Source organism: Nocardia lasii (assembly GCF_042658545.1).
Taxonomy (GTDB): domain Bacteria; phylum Actinomycetota; class Actinomycetes; order Mycobacteriales; family Mycobacteriaceae; genus Nocardia; species Nocardia lasii.
The window spans coordinates 1-19,905 of sequence record NZ_JBHSQN010000013.1; the positions used below are offsets into that span (position 1 = coordinate 1).

Annotated in this window: 19 protein-coding genes; 8 read left to right on the forward strand and 11 right to left on the reverse strand. The window is 69.1% G+C overall.

From position 1 onward, the window contains the following. Positions 1-371: 371 nt before the first annotated feature. The 3 genes from ACFP3H_RS18335 (at position 372) to ACFP3H_RS18345 (ending at position 3,273) form a co-directional block, all read left to right on the forward strand. Positions 372-986 carry a YdcF family protein gene (locus tag ACFP3H_RS18335; protein WP_378607651.1) on the forward strand — a complete coding sequence of 205 codons (615 nt, stop codon included), beginning with the start codon at positions 372-374 and terminating at the stop codon, positions 984-986. Between the two features lie 149 nt (positions 987-1,135). Further along, positions 1,136-1,945, forward strand: coding sequence for an SAM-dependent methyltransferase (locus ACFP3H_RS18340; protein WP_378607653.1), 810 nt, complete (start codon positions 1,136-1,138; stop codon positions 1,943-1,945). 35 nt (positions 1,946-1,980) lie between these two features. Continuing rightward, positions 1,981-3,273: a diguanylate cyclase domain-containing protein gene (locus ACFP3H_RS18345; RefSeq protein ID WP_378607655.1), complete on the forward strand. Its 1,293-nt coding sequence runs from the start codon at positions 1,981-1,983 to the stop codon at positions 3,271-3,273. 17 nt (positions 3,274-3,290) lie between these two features. On the opposite strand, the gene ACFP3H_RS18350 is transcribed toward ACFP3H_RS18345, so the two are convergent. Further along, a complete protein-coding gene (locus ACFP3H_RS18350) occupies positions 3,291-4,283 on the reverse strand; it encodes an acyl-ACP desaturase (protein ID WP_378607657.1) in 993 nt (330 codons plus the stop codon). A 218-nt stretch (positions 4,284-4,501) separates the two neighbouring features. Here ACFP3H_RS18350 and ACFP3H_RS18355 point away from each other — a divergent pair, with 218 nt between their 5' ends. Together ACFP3H_RS18355 and fadD32 are read left to right on the forward strand one after the other, a co-directional pair. After that, the gene (locus ACFP3H_RS18355; protein WP_378608403.1) at positions 4,502-5,749 is read left to right on the forward strand and encodes a KasA/KasB family beta-ketoacyl-ACP synthase; all 1,248 of its coding nucleotides are present in this window, start codon (positions 4,502-4,504) and stop codon (positions 5,747-5,749) included. 59 nt (positions 5,750-5,808) lie between these two features. Continuing rightward, positions 5,809-7,683: a long-chain-fatty-acid--AMP ligase FadD32 gene (gene fadD32, locus ACFP3H_RS18360; protein WP_378608405.1), complete on the forward strand. Its 1,875-nt coding sequence runs from the start codon at positions 5,809-5,811 to the stop codon at positions 7,681-7,683. A gap of 16 nt (positions 7,684-7,699) precedes the next feature. Here fadD32 and ACFP3H_RS18365 read toward each other — a convergent pair whose 3' ends face one another. The 4 genes from ACFP3H_RS18365 to ACFP3H_RS18380 form a co-directional block, all read right to left on the reverse strand. Further along, a complete protein-coding gene (locus ACFP3H_RS18365) occupies positions 7,700-8,854 on the reverse strand; it encodes an LCP family protein (RefSeq protein ID WP_378607659.1) in 1,155 nt (384 codons plus the stop codon). 124 nt (positions 8,855-8,978) lie between these two features. Further along, the gene (locus ACFP3H_RS18370; protein ID WP_378607661.1) at positions 8,979-9,524 is read right to left on the reverse strand and encodes a YceI family protein; all 546 of its coding nucleotides are present in this window, start codon (positions 9,522-9,524) and stop codon (positions 8,979-8,981) included. Between the two features lie 72 nt (positions 9,525-9,596). Next, positions 9,597-9,809, reverse strand: a complete 213-nt coding sequence (locus ACFP3H_RS18375) for a hypothetical protein (RefSeq protein ID WP_378607663.1) — start codon at positions 9,807-9,809, stop codon at positions 9,597-9,599. A 109-nt stretch (positions 9,810-9,918) separates the two neighbouring features. Continuing rightward, entirely contained in the window at positions 9,919-11,139 is a 1,221-nt protein-coding gene (locus ACFP3H_RS18380) for an MFS transporter (protein WP_378607665.1), read from the reverse strand. A 123-nt stretch (positions 11,140-11,262) separates the two neighbouring features. Here ACFP3H_RS18380 and ACFP3H_RS18385 point away from each other — a divergent pair, with 123 nt between their 5' ends. Then, positions 11,263-12,105 carry a DUF72 domain-containing protein gene (locus tag ACFP3H_RS18385; protein WP_378607667.1) on the forward strand — a complete coding sequence of 281 codons (843 nt, stop codon included), beginning with the start codon at positions 11,263-11,265 and terminating at the stop codon, positions 12,103-12,105. Between the two features lie 238 nt (positions 12,106-12,343). Beyond that, positions 12,344-12,757, forward strand: coding sequence for an Rv3235 family protein (locus tag ACFP3H_RS18390; protein WP_378607669.1), 414 nt, complete (start codon positions 12,344-12,346; stop codon positions 12,755-12,757). A gap of 5 nt (positions 12,758-12,762) precedes the next feature. On the opposite strand, the gene ACFP3H_RS18395 is transcribed toward ACFP3H_RS18390, so the two are convergent. From ACFP3H_RS18395 to ACFP3H_RS18405, 3 genes are all read right to left on the reverse strand, one after another. Beyond that, positions 12,763-13,278 (reverse strand): DUF4254 domain-containing protein, encoded by a 516-nt coding sequence (locus tag ACFP3H_RS18395; protein ID WP_378607671.1) that lies wholly within the window; start codon positions 13,276-13,278, stop codon positions 12,763-12,765. 80 nt (positions 13,279-13,358) lie between these two features. Next, on the reverse strand, positions 13,359-14,504 hold the full coding sequence (locus tag ACFP3H_RS18400; RefSeq protein WP_378607673.1) for an acyl-CoA dehydrogenase family protein: 1,146 nt from the start codon (positions 14,502-14,504) through the stop codon (positions 13,359-13,361). Positions 14,505-14,616: 112 nt separating this feature from the next. Then, positions 14,617-15,177 carry an HD domain-containing protein gene (locus ACFP3H_RS18405; protein WP_378607674.1) on the reverse strand — a complete coding sequence of 187 codons (561 nt, stop codon included), beginning with the start codon at positions 15,175-15,177 and terminating at the stop codon, positions 14,617-14,619. A 360-nt stretch (positions 15,178-15,537) separates the two neighbouring features. Here ACFP3H_RS18405 and ACFP3H_RS18410 point away from each other — a divergent pair, with 360 nt between their 5' ends. Then, a complete protein-coding gene (locus ACFP3H_RS18410; protein WP_378607676.1) occupies positions 15,538-16,824 on the forward strand; it encodes a hypothetical protein in 1,287 nt (428 codons plus the stop codon). 56 nt (positions 16,825-16,880) lie between these two features. Here the strand turns inward: ACFP3H_RS18410 and ACFP3H_RS18415 are convergent, their stop codons facing one another. The 3 genes from ACFP3H_RS18415 to ACFP3H_RS18425 all read right to left on the reverse strand — a co-directional run bounded on the left by ACFP3H_RS18415 (position 16,881) and on the right by ACFP3H_RS18425 (position 19,893). Continuing rightward, positions 16,881-18,287, reverse strand: a complete 1,407-nt coding sequence (locus ACFP3H_RS18415; protein WP_378607678.1) for an AIM24 family protein — start codon at positions 18,285-18,287, stop codon at positions 16,881-16,883. Between the two features lie 80 nt (positions 18,288-18,367). Further along, positions 18,368-18,916: a GNAT family N-acetyltransferase gene (locus ACFP3H_RS18420; RefSeq protein ID WP_378607680.1), complete on the reverse strand. Its 549-nt coding sequence runs from the start codon at positions 18,914-18,916 to the stop codon at positions 18,368-18,370. Continuing rightward, a complete protein-coding gene (locus ACFP3H_RS18425; protein ID WP_378607682.1) occupies positions 18,913-19,893 on the reverse strand; it encodes an ABC transporter substrate-binding protein in 981 nt (326 codons plus the stop codon). The genes ACFP3H_RS18420 and ACFP3H_RS18425 overlap by 4 nt, the downstream gene beginning before the upstream one ends. Positions 19,894-19,905 lie beyond the last annotated feature (12 nt).

Genomic DNA, 19,905 nt, shown 5'->3' on the forward strand with positions numbered 1-19,905 from the left:
CTTTTTGCGTTCCCGTGACAACTGATTTCGCGGGCACATGGGTAACTCACCGGGCACGCCCAGAGCGCAACGAATTACAGACCGCATGCCCGATCGAGAACGCACACCTTCGGGAGCCGCCGGCCGAGTTTCGGGGAGGCGGTACTGTTTCGCTCCGCGCTGTTCCCCCTGGTGGCGCTCCCGATCATGCTGCTCGGACTGCTGTCCGGCCAACCGTTCTGACCTCGGCGCGAAGGTCCTCCGGTTGCGGCCGGAGGGCTTTCGGCCTTCCGCGGTGACTGCTTTCAAAGCGAAGATGCAACATTTCAAAAAGCCTCATGCGCGGCGCCTCGGTGCGCGACGATTATGCGACGTCGCCTCGGGAGGTCCCCATGGATTGGTTCCGCACTCACCAGACACTGCGTCGTCGCGCGGCCGCGGTAGCCGTGCCCGCCGCGCTGCTCGGCGCGCTGGTCGCCACCGCACCGCCCGTGACGGCCGAACCGGATCCGCTGATCGGGGTGGTCGATGCGGTGGCCGATATCGCCGGCATCGATCTGCCCGCCACCTACGGTCCCGAGACCGCGATCGTGGTCCTCGGCTACGGGTTGCTCCCCGACGGCACCATGCGCCCCGAACTCGGAAATCGCTTGCACGCGGCCCTGATTCAGGCCTTCATGTCCCCGGCCTCGCCGGTGATCGTGACCGGCGGCAACCCGCGCAACGGCATCACCGAAGCCCAGGTGATGGCCGACTGGCTCAATGTCCGTGGCATCGCCAGGGATCGGCTGCACGCCGAGACCGAGGCGGGTTCGACGGTCCAGAACGCCGCGTTCTCCGCCCGGATGATGGCCGCGCTCGGCGTGACCAAGGCGGTGCTGATCACCTCCGCCGACCATATGCGCCGCGCCCTGGACAACTTCCTCGACGCCGGAATCCCGGTGGTGGCCACCATGACTCCCGATGTCGCGCCCCTCTGGGCGAAACCGTTCGGCCCCGCTCAGTAGCGCTCGCTTCGCAAGAACCTGAGTCACCGCGCGGGTACGCTCAGCCGTGTACCGACACAGATTCCGTCGGTCCGATCGCTACAGGCTCGTGGGCCAGTCTCCCGGCGGAAGTCTCGGGAGGGCCGAACAGGGCGGAACGGGGAGTGGACGTGCAGAGGCCACAGTGGGCGCCCGAAGGTGTCGACATGCAGTATCCGAGTCCGGCGCGAATGTATGACGCGCTACTCGGCGGTTCGCACAACTTCGCGGTGGATCGCGAAGCGGCGGAGACGGCCATCAAGATGGTCCCTGACCTGCCTCGGCTGGCACTGAGCAATCGTGCCTTCCTGCGCCGGGCGGTGCGGTTCATGCTCGACGCCGGGATCCGGCAGTTCCTCGACATCGGGTCGGGCATCCCCACCGCGGGCAATGTGCACGAGATCGTGCACGAGATCGATCCGCTGGCCCGGGTGCTCTACGTCGACATCGATCCGGTCGCGGTCGCGCACGCGCGCACCATCCTGGCCGGCAACGAGCGGGCGGGCGCGATCGAGGCCGACCTGCGCAAACCCGATGATCTGATCGCCGCGGTGCGCGAGACCGGGCTGATCGACTTCGACGAACCGGTGGGCTTGCTGCTGATCGCGGTGCTGCACCTGGTCGCCGCCGACGACGATCCGATCGGCAAGGTCGCCGCGCTGCGGGAGGTGGTCGCGCCGGGCAGTTTCATTGCCATTTCACATCTCACCTCCGAGCTTCGGCCCGACGACGCCGGTAAGCTGGGGACACATTCGGTGAACCAGTCCAAGGTCGGTATCCACTTCCGGTCCAAGGAAGAGATCGTGGCACTGTTCCAGGGGTGGGGGTCGATCGAACCCGGTGTGGTCGAGTTGCCGCTGTGGCGGCCCGAATCGGATCGCGATCAGCACGAGAAGCCCGGCCGATCGCTGGGGCTCGGCGGGGTCGCGCGCAAGGATTGAGCCGCCTGGACAAGGCGGGCGGTACACGATGACAGGTGGATGAGGCAGTGGGGTCGTGGGAGTTGGCGCGTCGGTGGGCCGACGCCCTCGACGGCGTCGTCGCTCCCACCCTCAACCGCACCCAGATCGAGGAGATGCTGGCGGCGGTGTGCATCGGGCTGATCGACGCGGTGCGCGGCGGGGAGGATCCCGATATCGCGCGCCGGGCCGCGCGCATGCTGGTCGCCGTCAACTATCGCGATCCCGCGGCGGTGAGTCGCTCGGTGCGCATCCTCGCCGCCGAGCTGGTCGAGGTCGCCGCCGACGGTCCCGACGATCCGGCGCTGCCACGGATCCGCGATCGGGCGATCGGCTTGGCCGCCGATTTCGCGGCGGGCTTCACCGCCGCGCTGCGGGGCGCCTCGCTCGAGGAGCAGGAGCAGACGTTGGCGGCGGTGCTCGACGCCGCGCAGGAGGCCGACACCCGCCGCGCGCTGTCGGAGGCCCGGTTCGAGGCGGTGTTCGACGGCGCGCTGGTCGGGATCGGCACCGTCGACATGACCGGTCGGGTGGTCAACTGCAACGCCACCATGGCCCAGATGCTCGGTCAGACCCCGGAGACCATGCCGGGGCGCACCGTCGCCGACATCCTCGGCCCGCAGAATCTCACCTTCGCGTTCGAGCAACTCCAACTCATGGTGGCGGGCGAGTCCGAGAGTTTCCGCACCGAGACCGAGCACCTGCACACCGACGGCCGGGTGACCGCGATCGACCTGTCGATGTCGGCGGTGCGCGGCACCGACGGCGGCATCGAGTTCCTGATCGGGGTGGCGGTCGACGTCACCGAGCGCAAACAGCTCGCCGACCAGCTGTGGCACGACGCCAACCACGACGCGCTCACCGGCCTGCCCAACCGTCCGCACCTGTTCAACCGGCTCGCGCACGCGCGGTCGCCGATCGGGATCTGCTACCTCGACCTCGACGGTTTCAAGGAGATCAACGATCTGTGGGGGCACGCGATCGGCGACCGGGTGCTGACGGTGGTGGCCGATCGGATGCGCGAGGTGGCGCGCCCGGTGGACGCGTTCGCCGCCCGGATCGGTGGTGACGAGTTCCTGGTGCTGGTCGAGAACTGTTCCGGCGAAACGCCGTTGGCGAGACTGGCCGACGAACTGTTGGCCGCGCTCATCGAGCCGCTGGAGGTGGACGGGCACATGCTCGCGGTCGGCGCCAGCATCGGCACCGCGTATTTCGCCGAATTACCCAGCGAGGTGGACGAATTGGTGCACGCCGCCGACGCGGCGATGTATCGCAAGAAGAACGACACCCGTCGCGACCCGGCCAGATAGCGACCGGGCCGGACGGCTCACACGAGTTGGCGGCCGCGTTGCGCCGCGCGCGCCAGGGAACGATCCCGCTGCTCCTCGAACCGCAGCACATCGCCGCGCAACCGCTCGAGGAAGGCGGCGAGACTCTCACGCGCCGCCTCGCCGCGCGGCCCGAAGTCGGTGCGCTCGAAGATGTTCCACTTGCGCAGCACCGGCAGCAGGACCTCTTCCAGATGCTGGCGCAGGTCGTAGATGCCGTGCTTGGCCATCAGCACGCCGTTGCGTCGCCAGCCCGGCATGCCGGCACCGGGCATCTGGAAGTTCTGCACGATGGTGTTGATCGCCTCGATGGTCTGGTCGGGGGCCAGGTCCAGCGAGGCGGCGCACAGGTTTCGGTAGAAGATCATGTGCAGGTTCTCGTCGGCGGCGATGCGGGCCAGCATCCGGTCGGCGACGGGGTCGTCGCACACGCGACCGGTATTGCGGTGGCTCACCCGGGTGGCCAACTCCTGGAATGTCACATAGGCGACCGAGAACAGGAATCCCGCGCCCGAAGCGGAATTGACGTCGAAGCCAGGGGCCTTGTCATCGACCACGGCCATCGCCGAATACCCGGTGGTCATGTGGATCATCCGAGCCTGCTCGAGCGCGACGGGGTCGACGCCGCGGGTGACCACGAGGTAGTCGCGCATCACGATGCCGTGGCGGTTCTCCTCGGCGGTCCAGCGGCCGACCCAGGTGCCCCACGCTCCGTCGCGGGAGAAGTTCTCGGCGATCTCACGGTGATAGGAGGGCAGATTGTCCTCGGTGAGCAGGTTGGTGACCATCGCCGCCTTGGCGAGTTCGCTGAGCCCGGATTGCTCTGGCTCCCAATCGATTCCGCCCAGCGCGGCGAAGTTGCGGCCACGTTCCCACGGCACATAATCGTGCGGGTGCCAGTCCTTGGCCATCGCCAGATGGCGGTCGACATTGCTCGCGGCGACGGGTTCGAGCTCGATCAGTAGTTCCAGTTGGGTCAGGTTCGGTGCCACGCTCGTTTGCCCTTTCCGGTCAGTGAAAAGCGAGACTTGCGTCGGTCCGGTAGTGTTGCCCGTCGTCACAATAGACCCGGCCTCGCGCACCTGAAAAGCGAACGCCTGGAAACGACACGGTGCGCTCGAGCGCCGTGCGAAGAATTTGGGCGCGTCGCGCCGTGTGCGGATACGCTCCACCGGTTCAGCTCCATCAGCGGTTCCCGATCAGTCGTGGCATAGCTAGAGAGAGTGAGCGAAAAATTATGACGGATATCGTGGTCACGAGCCTGGCGGCGACCACGTCGATCGCGGGTGACGTCGACTCGACCTGGAAGGGTCTGCTCAACGGCGAGAGCGGAATCGACGTCTTGGAGGATGCCTTCATCGACGAGTTCGAGTTGCCGGTGCGGATCGGCGGCCATCTGAAGGTCTCGCCTGCCCTCTCGCTCACCCGCGAAGAGGCGCGCAAACTGTCCTATGTCGAGCAGATGGCCGTGGTGCTCGGGCGCGAAGTATGGCGCAACGCAGGCAATCCCGAGGTCGACGGCGATCGGCTCGGCGTCTCGATCGGCACCGGGCTCGGCGGCGCGGAATCGCTGATCTACGCGCGCGACCGGCTGCGCAACGGCGGCTACCGCAAGGTCTCCCCGCTCACCGTGCAGGCCATCATGCCCAACGGTCCCGCGGCCTGTGTCGGCATCGAATTGGGTGCTCGCGCAGGGGTTTACACGCCGGTCTCGGCGTGCTCGTCGGGTTCGGAGGCGATCGCCAACGCGTGGCGGATGATCGTGATGGGCGATGCCGACATGGTGGTCACCGGTGGGGTGGAGGGGTCCATCCAGGCGGTGCCGATCGCGGCGTTCACCCAGATGCGGGCCATGAGCACCCGCAACCACGATCCCAAGGCGGCGTCGCGGCCGTTCGACGTCGATCGCGACGGCTTCGTCTTCGGCGAGGCGGGCGCGATGATGGTGATCGAGACCGAGGAGCACGCCAAGGCGCGCGGCGCGACGATCCACGCGCGGCTGCTCGGCGCGGGCGTCACCTCCGACGGATTCCACCTCGTCGCACCGGATCCCGAGGGCACCGGCGCCGCGCGCGCGATGACGCGGGCGATGCAGACCGGCGGGATCACCCGCACCGACGTGACCCACATCAACGCCCACGCGACCGCCACCCCGATCGGGGACACCGCCGAGGCCAACGCCATCGCCAAGGCCATCGGTTCGCACGCCTCGGTGTACGCGCCGAAATCGGCACTCGGCCATTCGATCGGCGCGGTCGGCGCGCTCGAATCGGTGCTGACGGTGCTCAGTGTGCGCGACGGGATCATTCCGCCCACCCTGAATTTGGACAATCAGGACCCGGCCATCGATCTGGATGTGGTGTCGGGGCAGGCGCGGCGCGGGCGGATCGATTACGCGGTGAACAACTCCTTCGGATTCGGCGGCCACAATGTGGCGATCTCGTTCGGGCGGTATTGACGATTTGCCGTGATTACGGCGGGCAGTGGTCATTACGGCGGTGAAAAGGATGGGGAATGATCGGCGAGACTTTCGACGACTATGTGGACGAACTCGGGACCATCCGGATTCCCGGTGATCAGACCTTGATCGACTTCGTCGACAAACACAGCGAGGCCAACGGCGACGACCTGGCCTACCGCTTCATCGACTATTCGACCGAACGGGAGGGTCGATACCAGGAGCTGACCTGGCGGGAATTCGGCGTGCGATTGCGCGCGGTGGCCGCGCGTCTACAGCAGGTGACCCGGCCCGGCGACCGGGTGGCGGTGCTGGCGCCCCAAGGGCTCGACTATGTGGTGGCGTTGTTCGCGGCGGTGTACGCGGGCAATGTGGCGGTGCCGCTGTTCGATCCGGAGGAGCAGGGCCACAGCGACAGGTTGCGCGCGGTGCTCGGCGACTGCGAGCCCGCCGCGGTGCTCACCGTCGGTAGCGCGGCGGCGGGCGTGCGGAACTTCTTCCGGGAACTGCCCGCGGCGCAGCGGCCCAGAATCATCGCGGTCGAGGCGATTCCGGATACGGTCGGCGCGCGGTGGCGCAGGCCCGACATCAATATCGACAGTGTCGCCTACTTGCAGTACACCTCCGGGTCCACCCGGGTGCCCGCCGGGGTGGAGATCACGCACCGCTCGGTGGGCACCAACCTGTTGCAGATGATCGATGCCATCGGGATCACCGAGAACGCGCGCGGGGTCACCTGGTTGCCGCTGTTCCACGACATGGGGCTGCTCACGGTGATCCTGCCGACCATCGGCGGCAAGTTCATCACCATCATGTCGCCGAGCGCGTTCGTGCGCAGGCCCGCGCGCTGGATCAAGGAGTTGGCCGCCCAGGCCGACGGGGCCGAGATCTATTCCGCGGCACCGAACTTCGCGTTCGAGCACGCGGCTACGCGGGGGCTGCCCAAGGCGGACGAGAACCTCGATCTGTCGAATGTGATCGGGCTGATCAACGGCAGCGAGCCGGTGTCGGTGGCCTCGATGCGCAAGTTCAACGAGGCGTTCGCGCCCTACGGGCTGTCCAAGACCGCGATCAAGCCCTGCTACGGGATGGCCGAGGCGACGCTGTTCGTCTCGGCGACCAAGCGCGACGACGAGGCGCGGGTGGTCTACGTCGATCGCGGGCAGTTGAACGCGGGGCGGATGGTGGAGTGTGACGAGCACGCCGCCGACGCGGTGGCGCAGGTGTCGTGCGGGTATGTGGCGCGCTCGCAGTGGGCGGTGATCGTCGACCCCGAGACCGGGGTGGAGCGGCGCGACGGTGAGGTCGGCGAGATCTGGTTGCACGGCGACAATATGGGCGTCGGATACTGGGGTCGACCGGCCGAGACCGAGCAGACCTTCCACGCTCGGGTGCGCGCGCGGGTGCCGGTGGGCAGCCGCGCCGAGGGCACGCCCGAGGACGCGAAGTGGATGCGGACCGGCGACTTCGGCGCGTATCACGACGGCGAGCTGTTCATCACCGGTCGGGTGAAGGACCTGGTGATCGTCGACGGCCGCAACCACTACCCGCAGGACCTCGAATACTCCGCGCAGGAAGCGAGTTCGGCCCTGCGACCGGGCTTCATCGCGGCCTTCTCGGTGCGGGCGGGGGAGTTGCCCGCGCAGGCGGCGCCCGAGGCCGCCGATCCCGAGGCCGAGCAGTTGGTGATCGTGGCCGAAAGGGGCACGGGCGCGGCGAAATTGGAGCCGGGGCCGATCGTGGAGGTGGCGCGGGCGGCGATCGCGCGCAGGCACGGGGTGATGGTGCGGGATCTGCTGCTGGTGCCCGCGGGGTCGATTCCGCGGACCTCGAGCGGGAAGATCGCGCGGCGGGCTTGTCGGGCGGCGTATCTGGACGGGACGCTGCGCGGGGGGTATCGCCAGGACGCGTATCCGGATGTGACGCAGGTGTGAGAAGCAGGCCGGAAACTCAGTCGACGCAGGGGATTTCGTCTTCCACCCCGGTGGACACGGCTCTGGCCGATACGGGCGGTCCCCCATCCGTCGGCGGCAGCGAGTCGGTGGCGGGCGGCGGGTCCACACTCAGGGCGAAATCGGTATCGACCCCGAACGCCGCCCGCACCTGTCGTTTGATCGCGGCCGGGTCGATGATGTTCACGTCCTGGCCGTTGATCACGTCGTACCCGACTACCGGCAGCGTCTGGAATTGCACCGGCACCGAGCCCGCGGCGCCGAGGTCGCGGGCGAAGTCGAACAGATTCCAGCCCTGCGAGAGCACCATGTTGCGGTGCGCCACATCCAGCAGCGAGGCCAGTTTGCTCAGTTCGGTCAGCGTCCCGGAGGCGGTGAGCGAGCGGGCGACCGAGGCGAGGAAGGCCTGCTGGCGGTGGGTGCGGTCGAGGTCGCCGTGCTGGAGTCCGTGGCGTTGGCGCACGAACGCCAGGGCTTGCGCGCCGTCGAGGTGCTGGCGGCCTGCCGGGAACACCGCGCCGGAGTACGCGCTGTCGTCGACGGGATTGTTCAGGCACACCTCCACGCCGCCGATCGCGCCCGCCAGGTCGTAGAACCCGGCGAGGGAGATCTCGGCGAAGTGGTCGATCGGCACCCCGACGAGGTCGCGGACGGTGCTCACGATGGACGCGCGGCCCGCCTCGCGACCTCGGCGTTCGAGCGTCACCGGATCGTGTTCGCCCTGCTCGATCAGCATCGACTGCACCGCGGCCTTCTTCAGCCCGTACGCCTCTTTGATCTTGATGTGCTCGTAGCCGGGGATGTCGGCGACCTGGACGTAGTTGTCGCGCGGGATCGAGAAGGCCACGACCCGGCTCGCGTCGGCCGGAATGTGCAGCAGGATCAGCGAATTCGCGTTGTAGCCGCCGTTGCTGCCGTCGCCGGCGTGCAACTGCTCGAGGATGTGGGGCGGTAAGTCGTTGCCGTCGAGGTCTTTTCGGGTGTCGAGGCCGATCAGCAGGATGTTGAGCGCGCCGCCGACCGAGCGCGGCGCGTTGACCTCGAGCGCGGTGGAGTGGGTGAAGCCGGTCTGCACGTCCTGGATCGCCGACCAGGCCATGGCGGTGCCGGTGAGCACCACCGTCGCGGTCGCCGCCGCGAGTGCCCTCGACATGAGCAACCCGGCGCGGCGCGCGTATCCGCGTCGAGCCGGGCGGGCGAGGACGGGCACGCCGACACGTCGCGGCCCGCCGGTGGTGTCGTCGCGTGCTGCCGGAGATCGCACCCCTCGCCCCGGATCAGCTCTGCAAGCCGACCTCGACATCGAGTGAGAGGTTGATCTTGTCGCCGATCACGGCGCCACCGTCGGCCATCGGCATCTCGGTGGTGAGACCGAAATCGCGGCGGTTGATGGTGGCGGTCGCGGTGAAACCGGCGACGGGCGCGTCGGCCATGCCGGGACCGGTGCCGAGGAATTCGACATCGAGGGTGACCGGGTGGGTATTGCCCCGGATGGTGAAATCGCCGGTGACCGAGAACTCGGTGCTCAGGGCCTTGAAACCGGTGGCCTTGAAGGTGGCGATCGGGTGGTTGGCCACATCGAAGAAGTCCGCGGTGGCCAGGTGGCCGTCGCGCTGGGCGTTGTCGGTGGTGATCGAGGCGGCCTTCATCTCGACCTCGGCGTCGGCGCTGCCGTCGGGGTGCACGACGAGCTTGCCGGAGAAGTCGGTGAAGCGCCCGCGCACTTTGCTCACCATCAGGTGTCGCACGGAGAACTCGAGGGTGGAATGGGCGGGGTCGATGACCCAGGTTCCGGCGGATAGGCCGTTGGTAGCTGCCGACATAGTCGTCTCTCCTCACTTGGCGATCCGGCCGCGAACGGGCCGGGCGGACGTGAAGCGATAGCGTCAACCACCCTAACCCCGTTCGGGGTCCGCGTCCGGGTCCTCGCTGCCGGTGCGTTGGCCGAGAAACCGCAGCAGGGCGGGGTCGGCGGAGCGGAAACGGTCGACTTCCTGGCCGCCCGCGCAGTCGTAGAGGGCGATGGTGACCGAGTCGGGGCGGCGGTCGACGACGCGCCAGACGGCACCGGAGTTCTCCCAGCGCAGCAGCATGTCGACCGGTGTCACGGGTTCAACTTAGCGCCGAGTAGGTAGACCGAGCCGTCGCGTGCGGCAGCGGGGCCGACTGCCGTGGTGTGCGGAGCCGCGCGAATCGTGGTGTGTGGAGCCGCGCGGTTCAGCGTCGTTCGCGGTAGTTCGCGGCGACCAGGGCCAGGCAGCCCGCGGCGATCGCGGCGGTGACCAGGTACATCGCCGGATAGCCGAAGCCGAGGCCGCTGTGCAGCGAGGACAGGATCGCGGGGACGCCGAAGCCGAGGTAGCTCACCGAGTAGAAGACCGCGGTGAGCCCGGCCAGGTCGGTGGGGCGCGCGATGCGTTCGATCTGCTGGAGGCCCGCGACCAGGCCGATGCCGTAACCGCTGCCGAGCACCACGGCGGTGAGCAGGGTGACCCAGATGCTCAGGGTCGCCGCCGTCCACGCGGCCAGGACCATGCCGGTGGTGAGCAGCACCAGCGCGACCACGGCGGCGCGCGCGGTGCCGGGGCGGTCGATGCGGCGCGCCACCGATTGGATGGTGAAACCGCAGCCGAGCGTGACCATGGTGACCAGGGCGGAGAAGGCGATCGGGGCCTGCTGCACGCGCGGCGACATCAGCGTCGGCAGCACCGCGTAGGCGGTGGCGTTGGCGGTGAACAGCCACAGGGCGATCGGCACCGCGACGCGCAGGAAGCGTCGATGGCCGGCGGCGGGGATCTTCAGATCATCGCGCAACCGCCCCGGATTCGCCGGCCGCGTCACGGTCTCCGGGGTCCTGGCCACCCACGACGCCGTCGCCAGACACAGCGCGACGTTCACGAGATAGGCGGTGGAATCGGGCAGCGGACCCCACTGGGCCAGCGTCCCGGCCACACCCGCGCCGAGCGCGAAACCGGCGGTCAGGCTCATCGCCGACCGGCGCGCGCCCTTGCCGACGGCGGCCGCCGCGAACGGTGGTTGCGAGAGTTCCTTGAGCCAGCTGCCGCCGACGGCCATCGCCAAGCCGAGGGCCACCCCGCACAGCATCCGCCCGGCGGCCAGCATCGGCACCGAGGCCGCGCCCACCGCGAGCAGCAGCGAACCGGCCGCGGCGATGAGCGGGGCGGGCAGCATGAGCGGGCGGCGACCGAACCGGTCCGAGAGCGGGCCGCCGATGAGCAGCGCGGGCACGATGCCGAGGACGTAGTAGAACAGCAGCAGGTCCACCGCGGTCAGCGGCAGGCCGTGGGCCTTGTACATCACCAGCAGCGGGGTGAACTCGTTGCCGCCCCACGCGATCGCCACCATGGCGGCGGACACGCCGAGCCACGCGCGGCTCGCGGTGGCGGCACGGGGCCGCTCGCTGGTGAGTATCGCCATCACAGGCCCTTTCCGTCGTGCGCACCGGAAACGACGGGACAGCCCGTCACCCGCGCACTGGGGCGACATGGTGGCAACCGGTCTCATTTTAGGCGCGGCCGGTGGCTGTATTACGGTCGGGCTGTGCGGGAACTGCGGGTGGGCTGTGCCATGTGGCAGCATCCGCGATGGCAGCAGCGAGCCTTGCCGCCGGGTGAGCGGTTGCGCGCCTACGCCGGACACTGCGGCGCGGTGGAGGGCAACACCACGTTCTACGCGACCCCGTCCGGGCCGACGGTCGAGTCGTGGGCCCGGCAGACGGCGCCGGATTTCCGGTTCGTGCTCAAGCCGCCGCGCGCGGTGACCCACGAGCGCCGACTGGTCGACGCCGGCGCCGAACTCGGCGCGTTCCTCGATGTGATGGCGCCGCTCGGGTCGCGGGTGCATGCCCTGTGGGTGCAGCTGCCCGCCTCGTTCGGGCCCACCGATCTCGGCGCGCTGGCTCGGTTTCAGCGGGAACTGCCCGGTGGGCTGCGGTGCGCGGTGGAGGTGCGGCATCCGGCGTTCTTCACCGACGAGCGCGCGGCGGTGCAGCTGGAACGGGTGCTCGGGCGGATCGGGGCCGAATGGGTGCCCTTCGATACGACCGTGCTGTTCGACGGGCCGCCCGGTGATCCCTCGGAGTTCGAGGCGCGGGCGAAGAAGCCCCGGGTGCCGCGGCGGACGCGGGCGCTGACCGAGTATCCGATCGTGCGCTACCACGGGCGCGCGGACATCGACCGGACCGTGGCGGGGTGGCAGCCGTGGGTGGCGACCGTGGCGGCGTGGTTGCGCGAGGGTCGTTCGCCGACGGTGTTCGTGCACACCCCCGACAACGCCGCCGCGCGCGATCTGGCCCGCCGGTTCCACGACGAGGTGCGCGCGGTGGTGCCCGAACTGCCCGCGCAACCCGTTCCCGAGCCCGACGGGCCGATGACCCTGTTCTGAGGTGCGGACACGGTGCGGACAACGTGCGGTGACCTGTTTCGAATCCGTGGAACATGTCGGAGCGCCGTGGCATGCTGTGCGCCATCACTGGGGAGTGGGTGGTGGGACTCGAGGGGACGAGCTCATGGTTTCGGATCGGCTGTCGTTGTCGCCCGCGCCGCATTGCGAGCCGGGGTTGGAGGGCGGGGACCAGATCTCGCGACCCGTGAACAGCGTTGCGAAGCAACGGGTTACGCCGATGCAGCGTCGTCGCCCGGCCGGTGGCACGCCCGCGAGCATCCGCCGGGTGGTGCGCGGCTCGTGCCCCAGTGCCGCGCCGCTGATCGAATCGGCCTCGAGCGCACAACGTTTCACCGAGCAGGTCCTTCGCCTCCTGCTCGAGGTGATCGACCGGCGCAGACCACCGCAGCACCTGCGCGAGTTCGCCGAACCCAAGGCGCTCGCCGCCGTCACGACGATGCTCACCCAGGATTCGGCGCCGGGCCGGGCACTGGGCACCGCCGCACTCACCCGGGTGCGGCTCACGCCCGCCGAATCGGGTGGCGCCGAGGTGTTCGCCTCCTACCAGCGCGGACCGCGCACCCTGGCCATCGCGGGCCGGATCGACACCGTCAAGGGGCGATGGCGGCTGGTCGCGGTGGGAATGCTGTGAACCCGCTACTCGCGGAGCCGATCGGGTTGGGTGTCAACGTCTTCGGGCGATTCACCGTCGAGTCCGTCGGGCAGTCGACGCGCGCCGCTGGCCACCTCGATCACGAGATCGTCGTACCCGCAGGACAATTCGTGCAGGCGCAGTTGCGCGGCGTGCAGGTCGGCGTCGGCGCCGCAGGTCAGGGCGCGGTAGGTGAGGGCGGCGAAGTGGGCCATCCGGTCCACCACCGCGCCGATGCTCTCGGTGTGGATCGGCGCCGAGGTGGCGGGGGTGGGGGAGCGCAGCACGACCCAGCGGTCGATCTCGCACACCAAACGGGCTCGGGCCCAATCGATCTCGCTGGTATCGCCGGGAATCAGCTGTTCGCGGCGTTCGTGCAGGGCGGCCAGTTCGTGCGCGGCGCGCAGCACGGGATCGCCGTCACCGGCGACCCCGCACACCGCCCGCATCATCCGCGCGCGATCCGGCAGCACCGGTTCCGGTCCGGGCCCTCGGGTCGCGTCGCTGCCGTCCGTGTCCACTGTTACCGCACCGTCCTCGCCCGAGTCGCGCTTGCCTTCCGAAGGACATTCGGCTCGGGGGCGAGGACGGATAGGTCGGGCTACAGACTGCGCGCGATGATCTCCTTCATGATCTCGTTGGTGCCCGCGTAGATCAGCTGGACCCGGTTGTCGACCCACATGCGCGCGATCGGGTACTCGTTCATGTAGCCGTAGCCGCCGAACAGCTGCAGGCAGGTGTCGGCGATCTGCATCGCCTTGTCGGTGGTCCACCACTTGGCCATCGCGACGGTGGGGATGTCGAGTTCGCCGCGGATGTGCTTCTCGACGCAGTCGTCGATGAACACGCGCGCGATGCGCGACTCGGTGGCGACCTCGGCCAGCTTGAACTTGGTGTTCTGGAAACCGAACACCGGACGACCGAAGGCCTCGCGCTCCTTGGTGTAGCGCAGGGTGTGATCCAGCGCCACCTCCATGCCCGCGACCGCGCCCATGGACACGATCAGGCGCTCCTGGGGCAGCTGCTGCATGAGCTGGACGAAGCCTTGGCCCTCCTGGCTGCCGAGCAGGTTGGTGACCGGGATGCGGACGTCCTCGAAGAACAGCTCGGAGGTGTCCTGGCCCTTCTGGCCGATCTTGTCGAGCACGCGACCGCGGCGGAAGCCGGGGCGATCGGCCTCGACCAGCACCAGCGAGACGCCGGACGCGCCCTGGGTGGGGTCGGTCTTGACGACCACGATGATCAGGTCGGCCTGGGCGCCGTTGGTGATGAAGGTCTTGGACCCGTTGACCACGTACTCGTCGCCGTCGCGGATGGCCTTGGCCTTGACCGCCTGCAGGTCCGAGCCGGTGCCGGGCTCGGTCATCGCGATCGCGCCGACGACCTCGCCGCTGGCCATCTTCGGCAGCCAGTGCTGCTTCTGCTCCTCGGTGCCGTAGGCGAGCAGGTAGTGGGCCACGATGCCGTTGTGCAGGCTGATGCCCCACGAGGTGTCGACCGCGCGGGCCTGCTCCTCCATGAGCACGGCCTCGTGGGCGAAGGTGCCGCCACCGCCGCCGTACTCCTCCGGGATCGAGATACACAGCAGGCCCACTTCGCCGGCCTTGTTCCACAGGTCGCGGTCGACGTGGTGCTGCTCGCGGTACTTGTCGATATTGGGGACCAGTTCCTTGGCCATGAACGCGCGCGTCATGTCGCGCAGGGCGTCGAGGTCCTCGTTCATCCAGCTGGACCGGTTGGCGGCCATCGAGTCTCCTTAGTGCGGCTCGGACAGCACCGGTCCAGGCGGCACCGGTGACTTCGATCACCAGTGTGCATCAGTATTGGCGCGGTGACAATAGCGCGTGGGTAAAGGGCGCTCACCAGCGAATCATGGGTAGCGGGGACAGCGGATGGATCAGGGTCCGCCGGACGGTGAGGTCGGCCAGCTTCCAGTGGAAGCCGCTGTCGGGGTAGCGGCGCAGCAGCGCGGCGTAGGCCGAATACGGCAGGCCGAAGCGGCGCGCGCCGCAGGTCACGTCGATCAGATCGGCGCGGCGGAACAGTTCGGTCGGATCGGCGGCGCCGCCGGTGGCGCGCAGGCGATGGTGGTCGCGGATCATCGCGGCGACCACTTCGGTGAGGTCCTCGCGCCGCTGCGCGATCAGCCAGTCGCCCGCCAGCGCGCACGAGGGTTCGAGATAGTCGAACGTGCCCGCGGCCCAGATGCCCAGGTCGTGAAAGGTCGCGGCCGCGCGGAACTCCTCGCGCGCGCTCGGCGCCGGACCCGGCTCGCCGGTGCGCGCGAACAGCAGATCGGCCAGGCGGAGCACCCGGAGCACGTGGTGGAAGTAGGCCTTGCGATCGGCCCCGAGTCGAGCGGTCCACGGTTCCAGTCGCTGCGCGATCGCCTGATCGAGTTCGCTTGTCTGCTCGGTCAATTCGTCACTTCCGCAGTAGATCTCGACGCCGCGCGCCCCCACGTCCAACCCTAGGCGCGCGGGCGCGCGCATGTCGGCGAAGCGGGCGGATCCGCCCCGGCGGCGGTGGCGGGCAACGGCATCGGCAACGGTCGCACATCGAACCGTCGAAAATCCGGCCGCGACCGGGGCGGTGGATTATCTTCGGTCTCTCGGCGTCGGACCGAAATACTTGCGCGTGTCGCGCGCGGCGCGCCGTGTCCGGGGTGCTCAGTGGGAACATCGGTTTCGCGCTCGAGGGTAAATCGACTAAGAATGGCCTGTGCCGTTCACACGTGTGATCACCCGCCTGCTTCTGCGCTCCCGGGGCGGTGGTCTGGCATGACGATCGAAACAGGTTCCACCGACGACGTCAGCCAGCTCGCCCAGCGGGTCGAGCGTGCCCGTGGGCGTCTCGCCTACCAATTCGATCCAGCTCTCACCGACGCGTTGTCGGAGGCGGAGCTGACCGCCGAACGTGAACTCGCCGAGCGCATCCGCGAACAGGATCGCGAACAGCGTTGGAAGCACGTCCAGGCGATGGCGTCCGCGTCGGACCGCGGCCGTCAGACCACCGAAGCGATCGAGAAGGCCGACATGCGAGACCTCCTGCTCGCCAGAAAGGCGATGGCTGCCCAGCGTCGCGAATCGAGCCCGCACGCGAAGCTCGCTTCGCTGTACCGGCACCGATCGTGGTCGCTCAAGGCACTGGCGGGCGTCGTCGGCGCCGGCATGCTGTGGTCGGCGGTGAACGTGCAGCAGAACATCGCCCCTGGTGGGCCGAGCGATCCGCTGTTCTGGTTCAGCTACCTGCTCGAGGCGATGATCAGCGTGTGTCTGATCATCATCATGGTCGGCACCAACAAGGTCGCCGAGTGGGGCGTGATCGACAACCGCCGCCAGGTCGCCCTCGCCGAGCTCGCGCTGCTCAGCCTCACCGTCACCCTCAACACCTATCCCTATGTGCGCGACGGGCGTTGGTACGACGTGGCCGTGCACGCGGTGGCGCCGGTGATGATCGGCGTGGCGCTGCTCATCCACGACGCCGTGAGCGCCCGGTACGGCCTGGCCATCACGCGCGCGACGAGCCAGGTCAGGGACCTGCCCGATCCGTCCACTTCGCTGCTGGCCGGGCAGTCCAGTGAGGGCATCCGTCTCACCTACACCCCGCCGGTCGCGGGCGCGCCGCGCGTCGAGGCCATCGCCGCCGCCCCGGCCGCGACGACCCCCGAGATCACCCGCGAACCGGCCTGGACGCCGACCGAACCGGTCGCGAGCCCCCGCCCCACCGAGAAGCGCAAGCGGTTCGGCATCGGCAAGCCGTCGCTGTCGGACAAGGCCACCGCGAAGAAGACCGTCACGGCCCCGGCGGCTCCCGAGCCCGCCGCCGAACCGGTCAAGACCGAGGCGGTCGAGGCCGCCGACGCCGCGCCGGTCGCGCGCAAGCGGATCTCCGATATCGAGGCCCGCGTCGAAAAGGCTTTCGCCGAAGCCAATTTCGGCTACGAGGCGATCGAGCCGACCAGCATCTACGACACCGGCCAGTTCCGCATCGCCGAGAGCCTCGAGCAGGAACTCAACGATATGCGCGAGGCCCGGCGCCAGGCCCGCAAGGAGCGCACGGGGTAATCAGCAGCGAAAAGGCCGATACGCACCGCGCGTATCGGCCTTTGTCGTATTCGGGTTCAGCCGAAGATGCTGCCGCCGGTGCCCGCCTGCTGGCCGCCGCCGGTGCCGCCGATCAGGCCGCCCGGTGGCAGCTCGGAGGGCTGGACGATGACGAAGCCCTGACCGGAGAACGACAGGGTGCTCGCCTCACCGGTGCTACGGCCGATGAGTCGGCCGAGGCCGAAGGAGTCGTTGCGTTTGATGCCGGTCCGCAGGCTCGACGACCACGCGACGGCGGCATTGGGGTCGGCGTAGGTGGCCTGGTCGACATTGAGCACGACCGGGCTGCCGTGGGTGGTGATGGCGATGCGGCCGCGGCCGGTGAAGACGCAGTTGAACAGGCCCGCGTTGGAGGCGTACCCGGCGGCGCCCTGCACGCGGCCGACGTCGTAGCGCAGGGTGGAGTCGAAGGCGAGCACGTTGGCGCCGTTGATGGTGAGCCCGTCGGAGCCGTCGAGGTCGATGAGGTGCACGTCGGCGGCGCTGTTGGCCAGGAACAGGTCACCGCGCCCGGACACCTTCATCAGCGGCACGCCCTCGCCGGTCAGGTGCTGGCGGATGGCGCGTCCGATGCCGCCGGAGCCGAGCGCCTCGAATTTCAACTCGCCCTGGTAGGCGACCATCGACCCGGACCGCGCCATCACCTCCCCGTTCAGGCCCACCTTGACCATCTTGCCGCCCTGTTTCTGGATGCCCAGGCCGTTGACCTCGGCGTGCGAGGGATCGAAAAGGTCGCTGTGCACGGGCGGAGCTCCTTGCTGGGAGGCGAACGAGGGAGTGGGGGCGGGCTGTCCCTGAGCGGGGTGGGGTGCGGCAGTGGCCGGATACGCCGGTCGGCTCGGCGGCTGGGCGAACTGCCCCGGCTGCGAGGGGTAGGCGGGAGGCTGGGCTGAGGGCGGAACAGGCTGTGCGGCAGGGGGTTCGGGGTCGTCGTCGAGGTTGACGCCGAAAGCTGAAGCGAAGCCTGCCAATCCGTCGTCGTAGCCCTGGCCGATCGCCCGGATCTTCCAGTCCGCGCCTCGGCGATAGATCTCCACGCACACCACGCCGCTCTCGGTGGTGAGCCCCGAGATCGGGAAAGTCAGTGTGGTGGAACCGGATCCGATGGTCGCGGTCAGATTCCCGACCGTGGCGAAGGTGGCGGGGCCGCGCCCGTCGAGGCTCGCGGTGACCACCACCTTGTCCACGTCGGCGGGCAGGGCCGAGGTCTGTACCGTCACCACATCGGGGCCGCCGTTGCCGTGGCGGTAGGTGACTCCCGGTCCGGCGGGCTGGTTGAAGAAGACGAAGTCGGCGTCGGAACGCACCGTGCCCGCCGCGTTCACCAGCAGCGCCGACACGTCCACCGAGGCGGAGCTCGCCACGGTGACGGTCAGCTGCTCGCCGGGGGCGGGCCGGTTCTCACCGGGGGCCAGCGCGGTCACGACGCCGCACCTCGACGTCGCGTGATTCGCAGATCTGCCACGAGTTCGATAGTGCCGTGTCCGTCGTGACCGCGCCAGTGTCAGTGCCGGGTTCGATCCAGCGGGATTTCCAGGTGCACCGTCTGGAACCCGTCGTGGGCGCCGCGCGCGTCACTCACTATGTGGCCGAACGTCAGCCAGAAGTCCAGCGCTCCCGGCGTTCGGTCGTCGGTGTGCAGGTACAGCCGGTCGAATTCCGGTGTGGCGGTGACGTGGTCGACGGCCGCGCGCACCAGCCGGGTGGCCAGGCCGCGGCGGTGGTGTTCGGGGCGCACGTAGACCCGGAACAGTTGGGCGGTCGTCGCGTCGGGGTAGCGGCGCGCGAGTTCGGCCGGGTGCGGCGGGTGTGCCGGTCCCTGCGCCCGGATCGCGGTGGTGCCCACGATGGTGCCCTCGTGTTCGGCGATCCAGAGCCGGTTGCGCGGATGGCGCAGGTAGGCGGTGTCGGGGTCGATCACGTCGCGGTGGTAGTCGGGCAGGTAGCCGATGCCGAACACCCGGTAGAAGGTGTCGAGCATGACGCTGCGGGCGCCGGGCAGGTCGTCGAGCCCGGCGGGCCGCACGCGGTAGTCGGTGGTCGTCGCGGTCATCGCAGCGCCGTCAGTTCCCGGTCGAGGACCTCGAGGCCCTCGACGGCGACCGGGCCCGGACCGGTGTAGCCGAAGGGCACCACGATGATCCGGTTGTCGCGGATCGCTTGCAGCCCGGCCAGTTCCGGTCGCTGGCGCAGGGTGGTGCGGACCTCGTCGGGGGTCTGATCGCCCTGGGTGAGCAGGATGATCACCGCGGGATCGGCGGCGATGAGCGTTTCGGTGTTGGCCTCGAAATTGCGCTTGGCGATGTCGCCGTAGATGTTGTCGAGGCCGAGGATGCGCATCTGTTCGTGCACGGTGCTCTTGGACCCGTAGGCCTTGAGCTGGGCGCCGTCACGCGACAGGATCAGCGTGGCGCCCGGACGCGAAGCCGTTGTGCCACTGTGCTTGTCGGTCACCGCCTGCACGCGTTGTCTCAGCGTGGCGACCTCGGCGTCGGCGGCCTCGGCGGTGCCGAAGAGCTTGCCGTAGAGCTCGATGTCGGCGAAGGTGTCGGCGAAGGTACCTGCCGCGTCCTTGCAGTACCCGCGGTTCACGATCAGCGGGATGTTCACCTGCGCGAGATCCTCGTGGCTCACCGTGAGTCCCTCGACGCTGACCACCAGGTCGGGCGAGCGGCTGATGATCTCCTCGCGGGCGAGTTCGGCGGTGGGCGCGGTGATCTCGATGTCGTGCAACGCATCGGCGTACTCGCCGGGGAACGCGGCGGCCTCGAAGGTGCGGGTGACGATGCGGTCGGCGGCACCCGCCGCGGCGATCAGCGGCGCGGCGATCGAGCCGACGGTGACCACGCGCTGCGGTGCCGACGTGAACGTCACATCCCGTCCGCAACTCGAAATAGTCAGGGGGAAGCCGCTTTCCGCGGCGGTGGTGGCGGCCGGGGCGGGACCGCCGCAGCCGGTGACCACGGCGGTGGTGAGCAGGGCGAGCACGGGGACGGCGCGGCGACGCGCCGCGATAACACTGGTGAACACGGTATTCCTCAT

What these genes read in the sequence shown, in the direction of transcription:
- ACFP3H_RS18335 (WP_378607651.1), top strand. Translation starts at nt 372, where the DNA reads ATGGATTGGTTCCGCACTCACCAGACACTGCGTCGTCGCGCGGCCGCG.
- ACFP3H_RS18365 (WP_378607659.1), bottom strand. Translation starts at nt 8,854, where the DNA reads ATGTCGAGGGCACTCGCGGCGGCGACCGCGACGGTGGTGCTCACCGGC.
- ACFP3H_RS18370 (WP_378607661.1), bottom strand. Translation starts at nt 9,524, where the DNA reads ATGTCGGCAGCTACCAACGGCCTATCCGCCGGAACCTGGGTCATCGAC.
- ACFP3H_RS18380 (WP_378607665.1), bottom strand. Translation starts at nt 11,139, where the DNA reads ATGGCGATACTCACCAGCGAGCGGCCCCGTGCCGCCACCGCGAGCCGC.
- ACFP3H_RS18390 (WP_378607669.1), top strand. Translation starts at nt 12,344, where the DNA reads ATGCAGCGTCGTCGCCCGGCCGGTGGCACGCCCGCGAGCATCCGCCGG.
- ACFP3H_RS18400 (WP_378607673.1), bottom strand. Translation starts at nt 14,504, where the DNA reads ATGGCCGCCAACCGGTCCAGCTGGATGAACGAGGACCTCGACGCCCTG.
- ACFP3H_RS18410 (WP_378607676.1), top strand. Translation starts at nt 15,538, where the DNA reads ATGACGATCGAAACAGGTTCCACCGACGACGTCAGCCAGCTCGCCCAG.
- ACFP3H_RS18420 (WP_378607680.1), bottom strand. Translation starts at nt 18,916, where the DNA reads ATGACCGCGACGACCACCGACTACCGCGTGCGGCCCGCCGGGCTCGAC.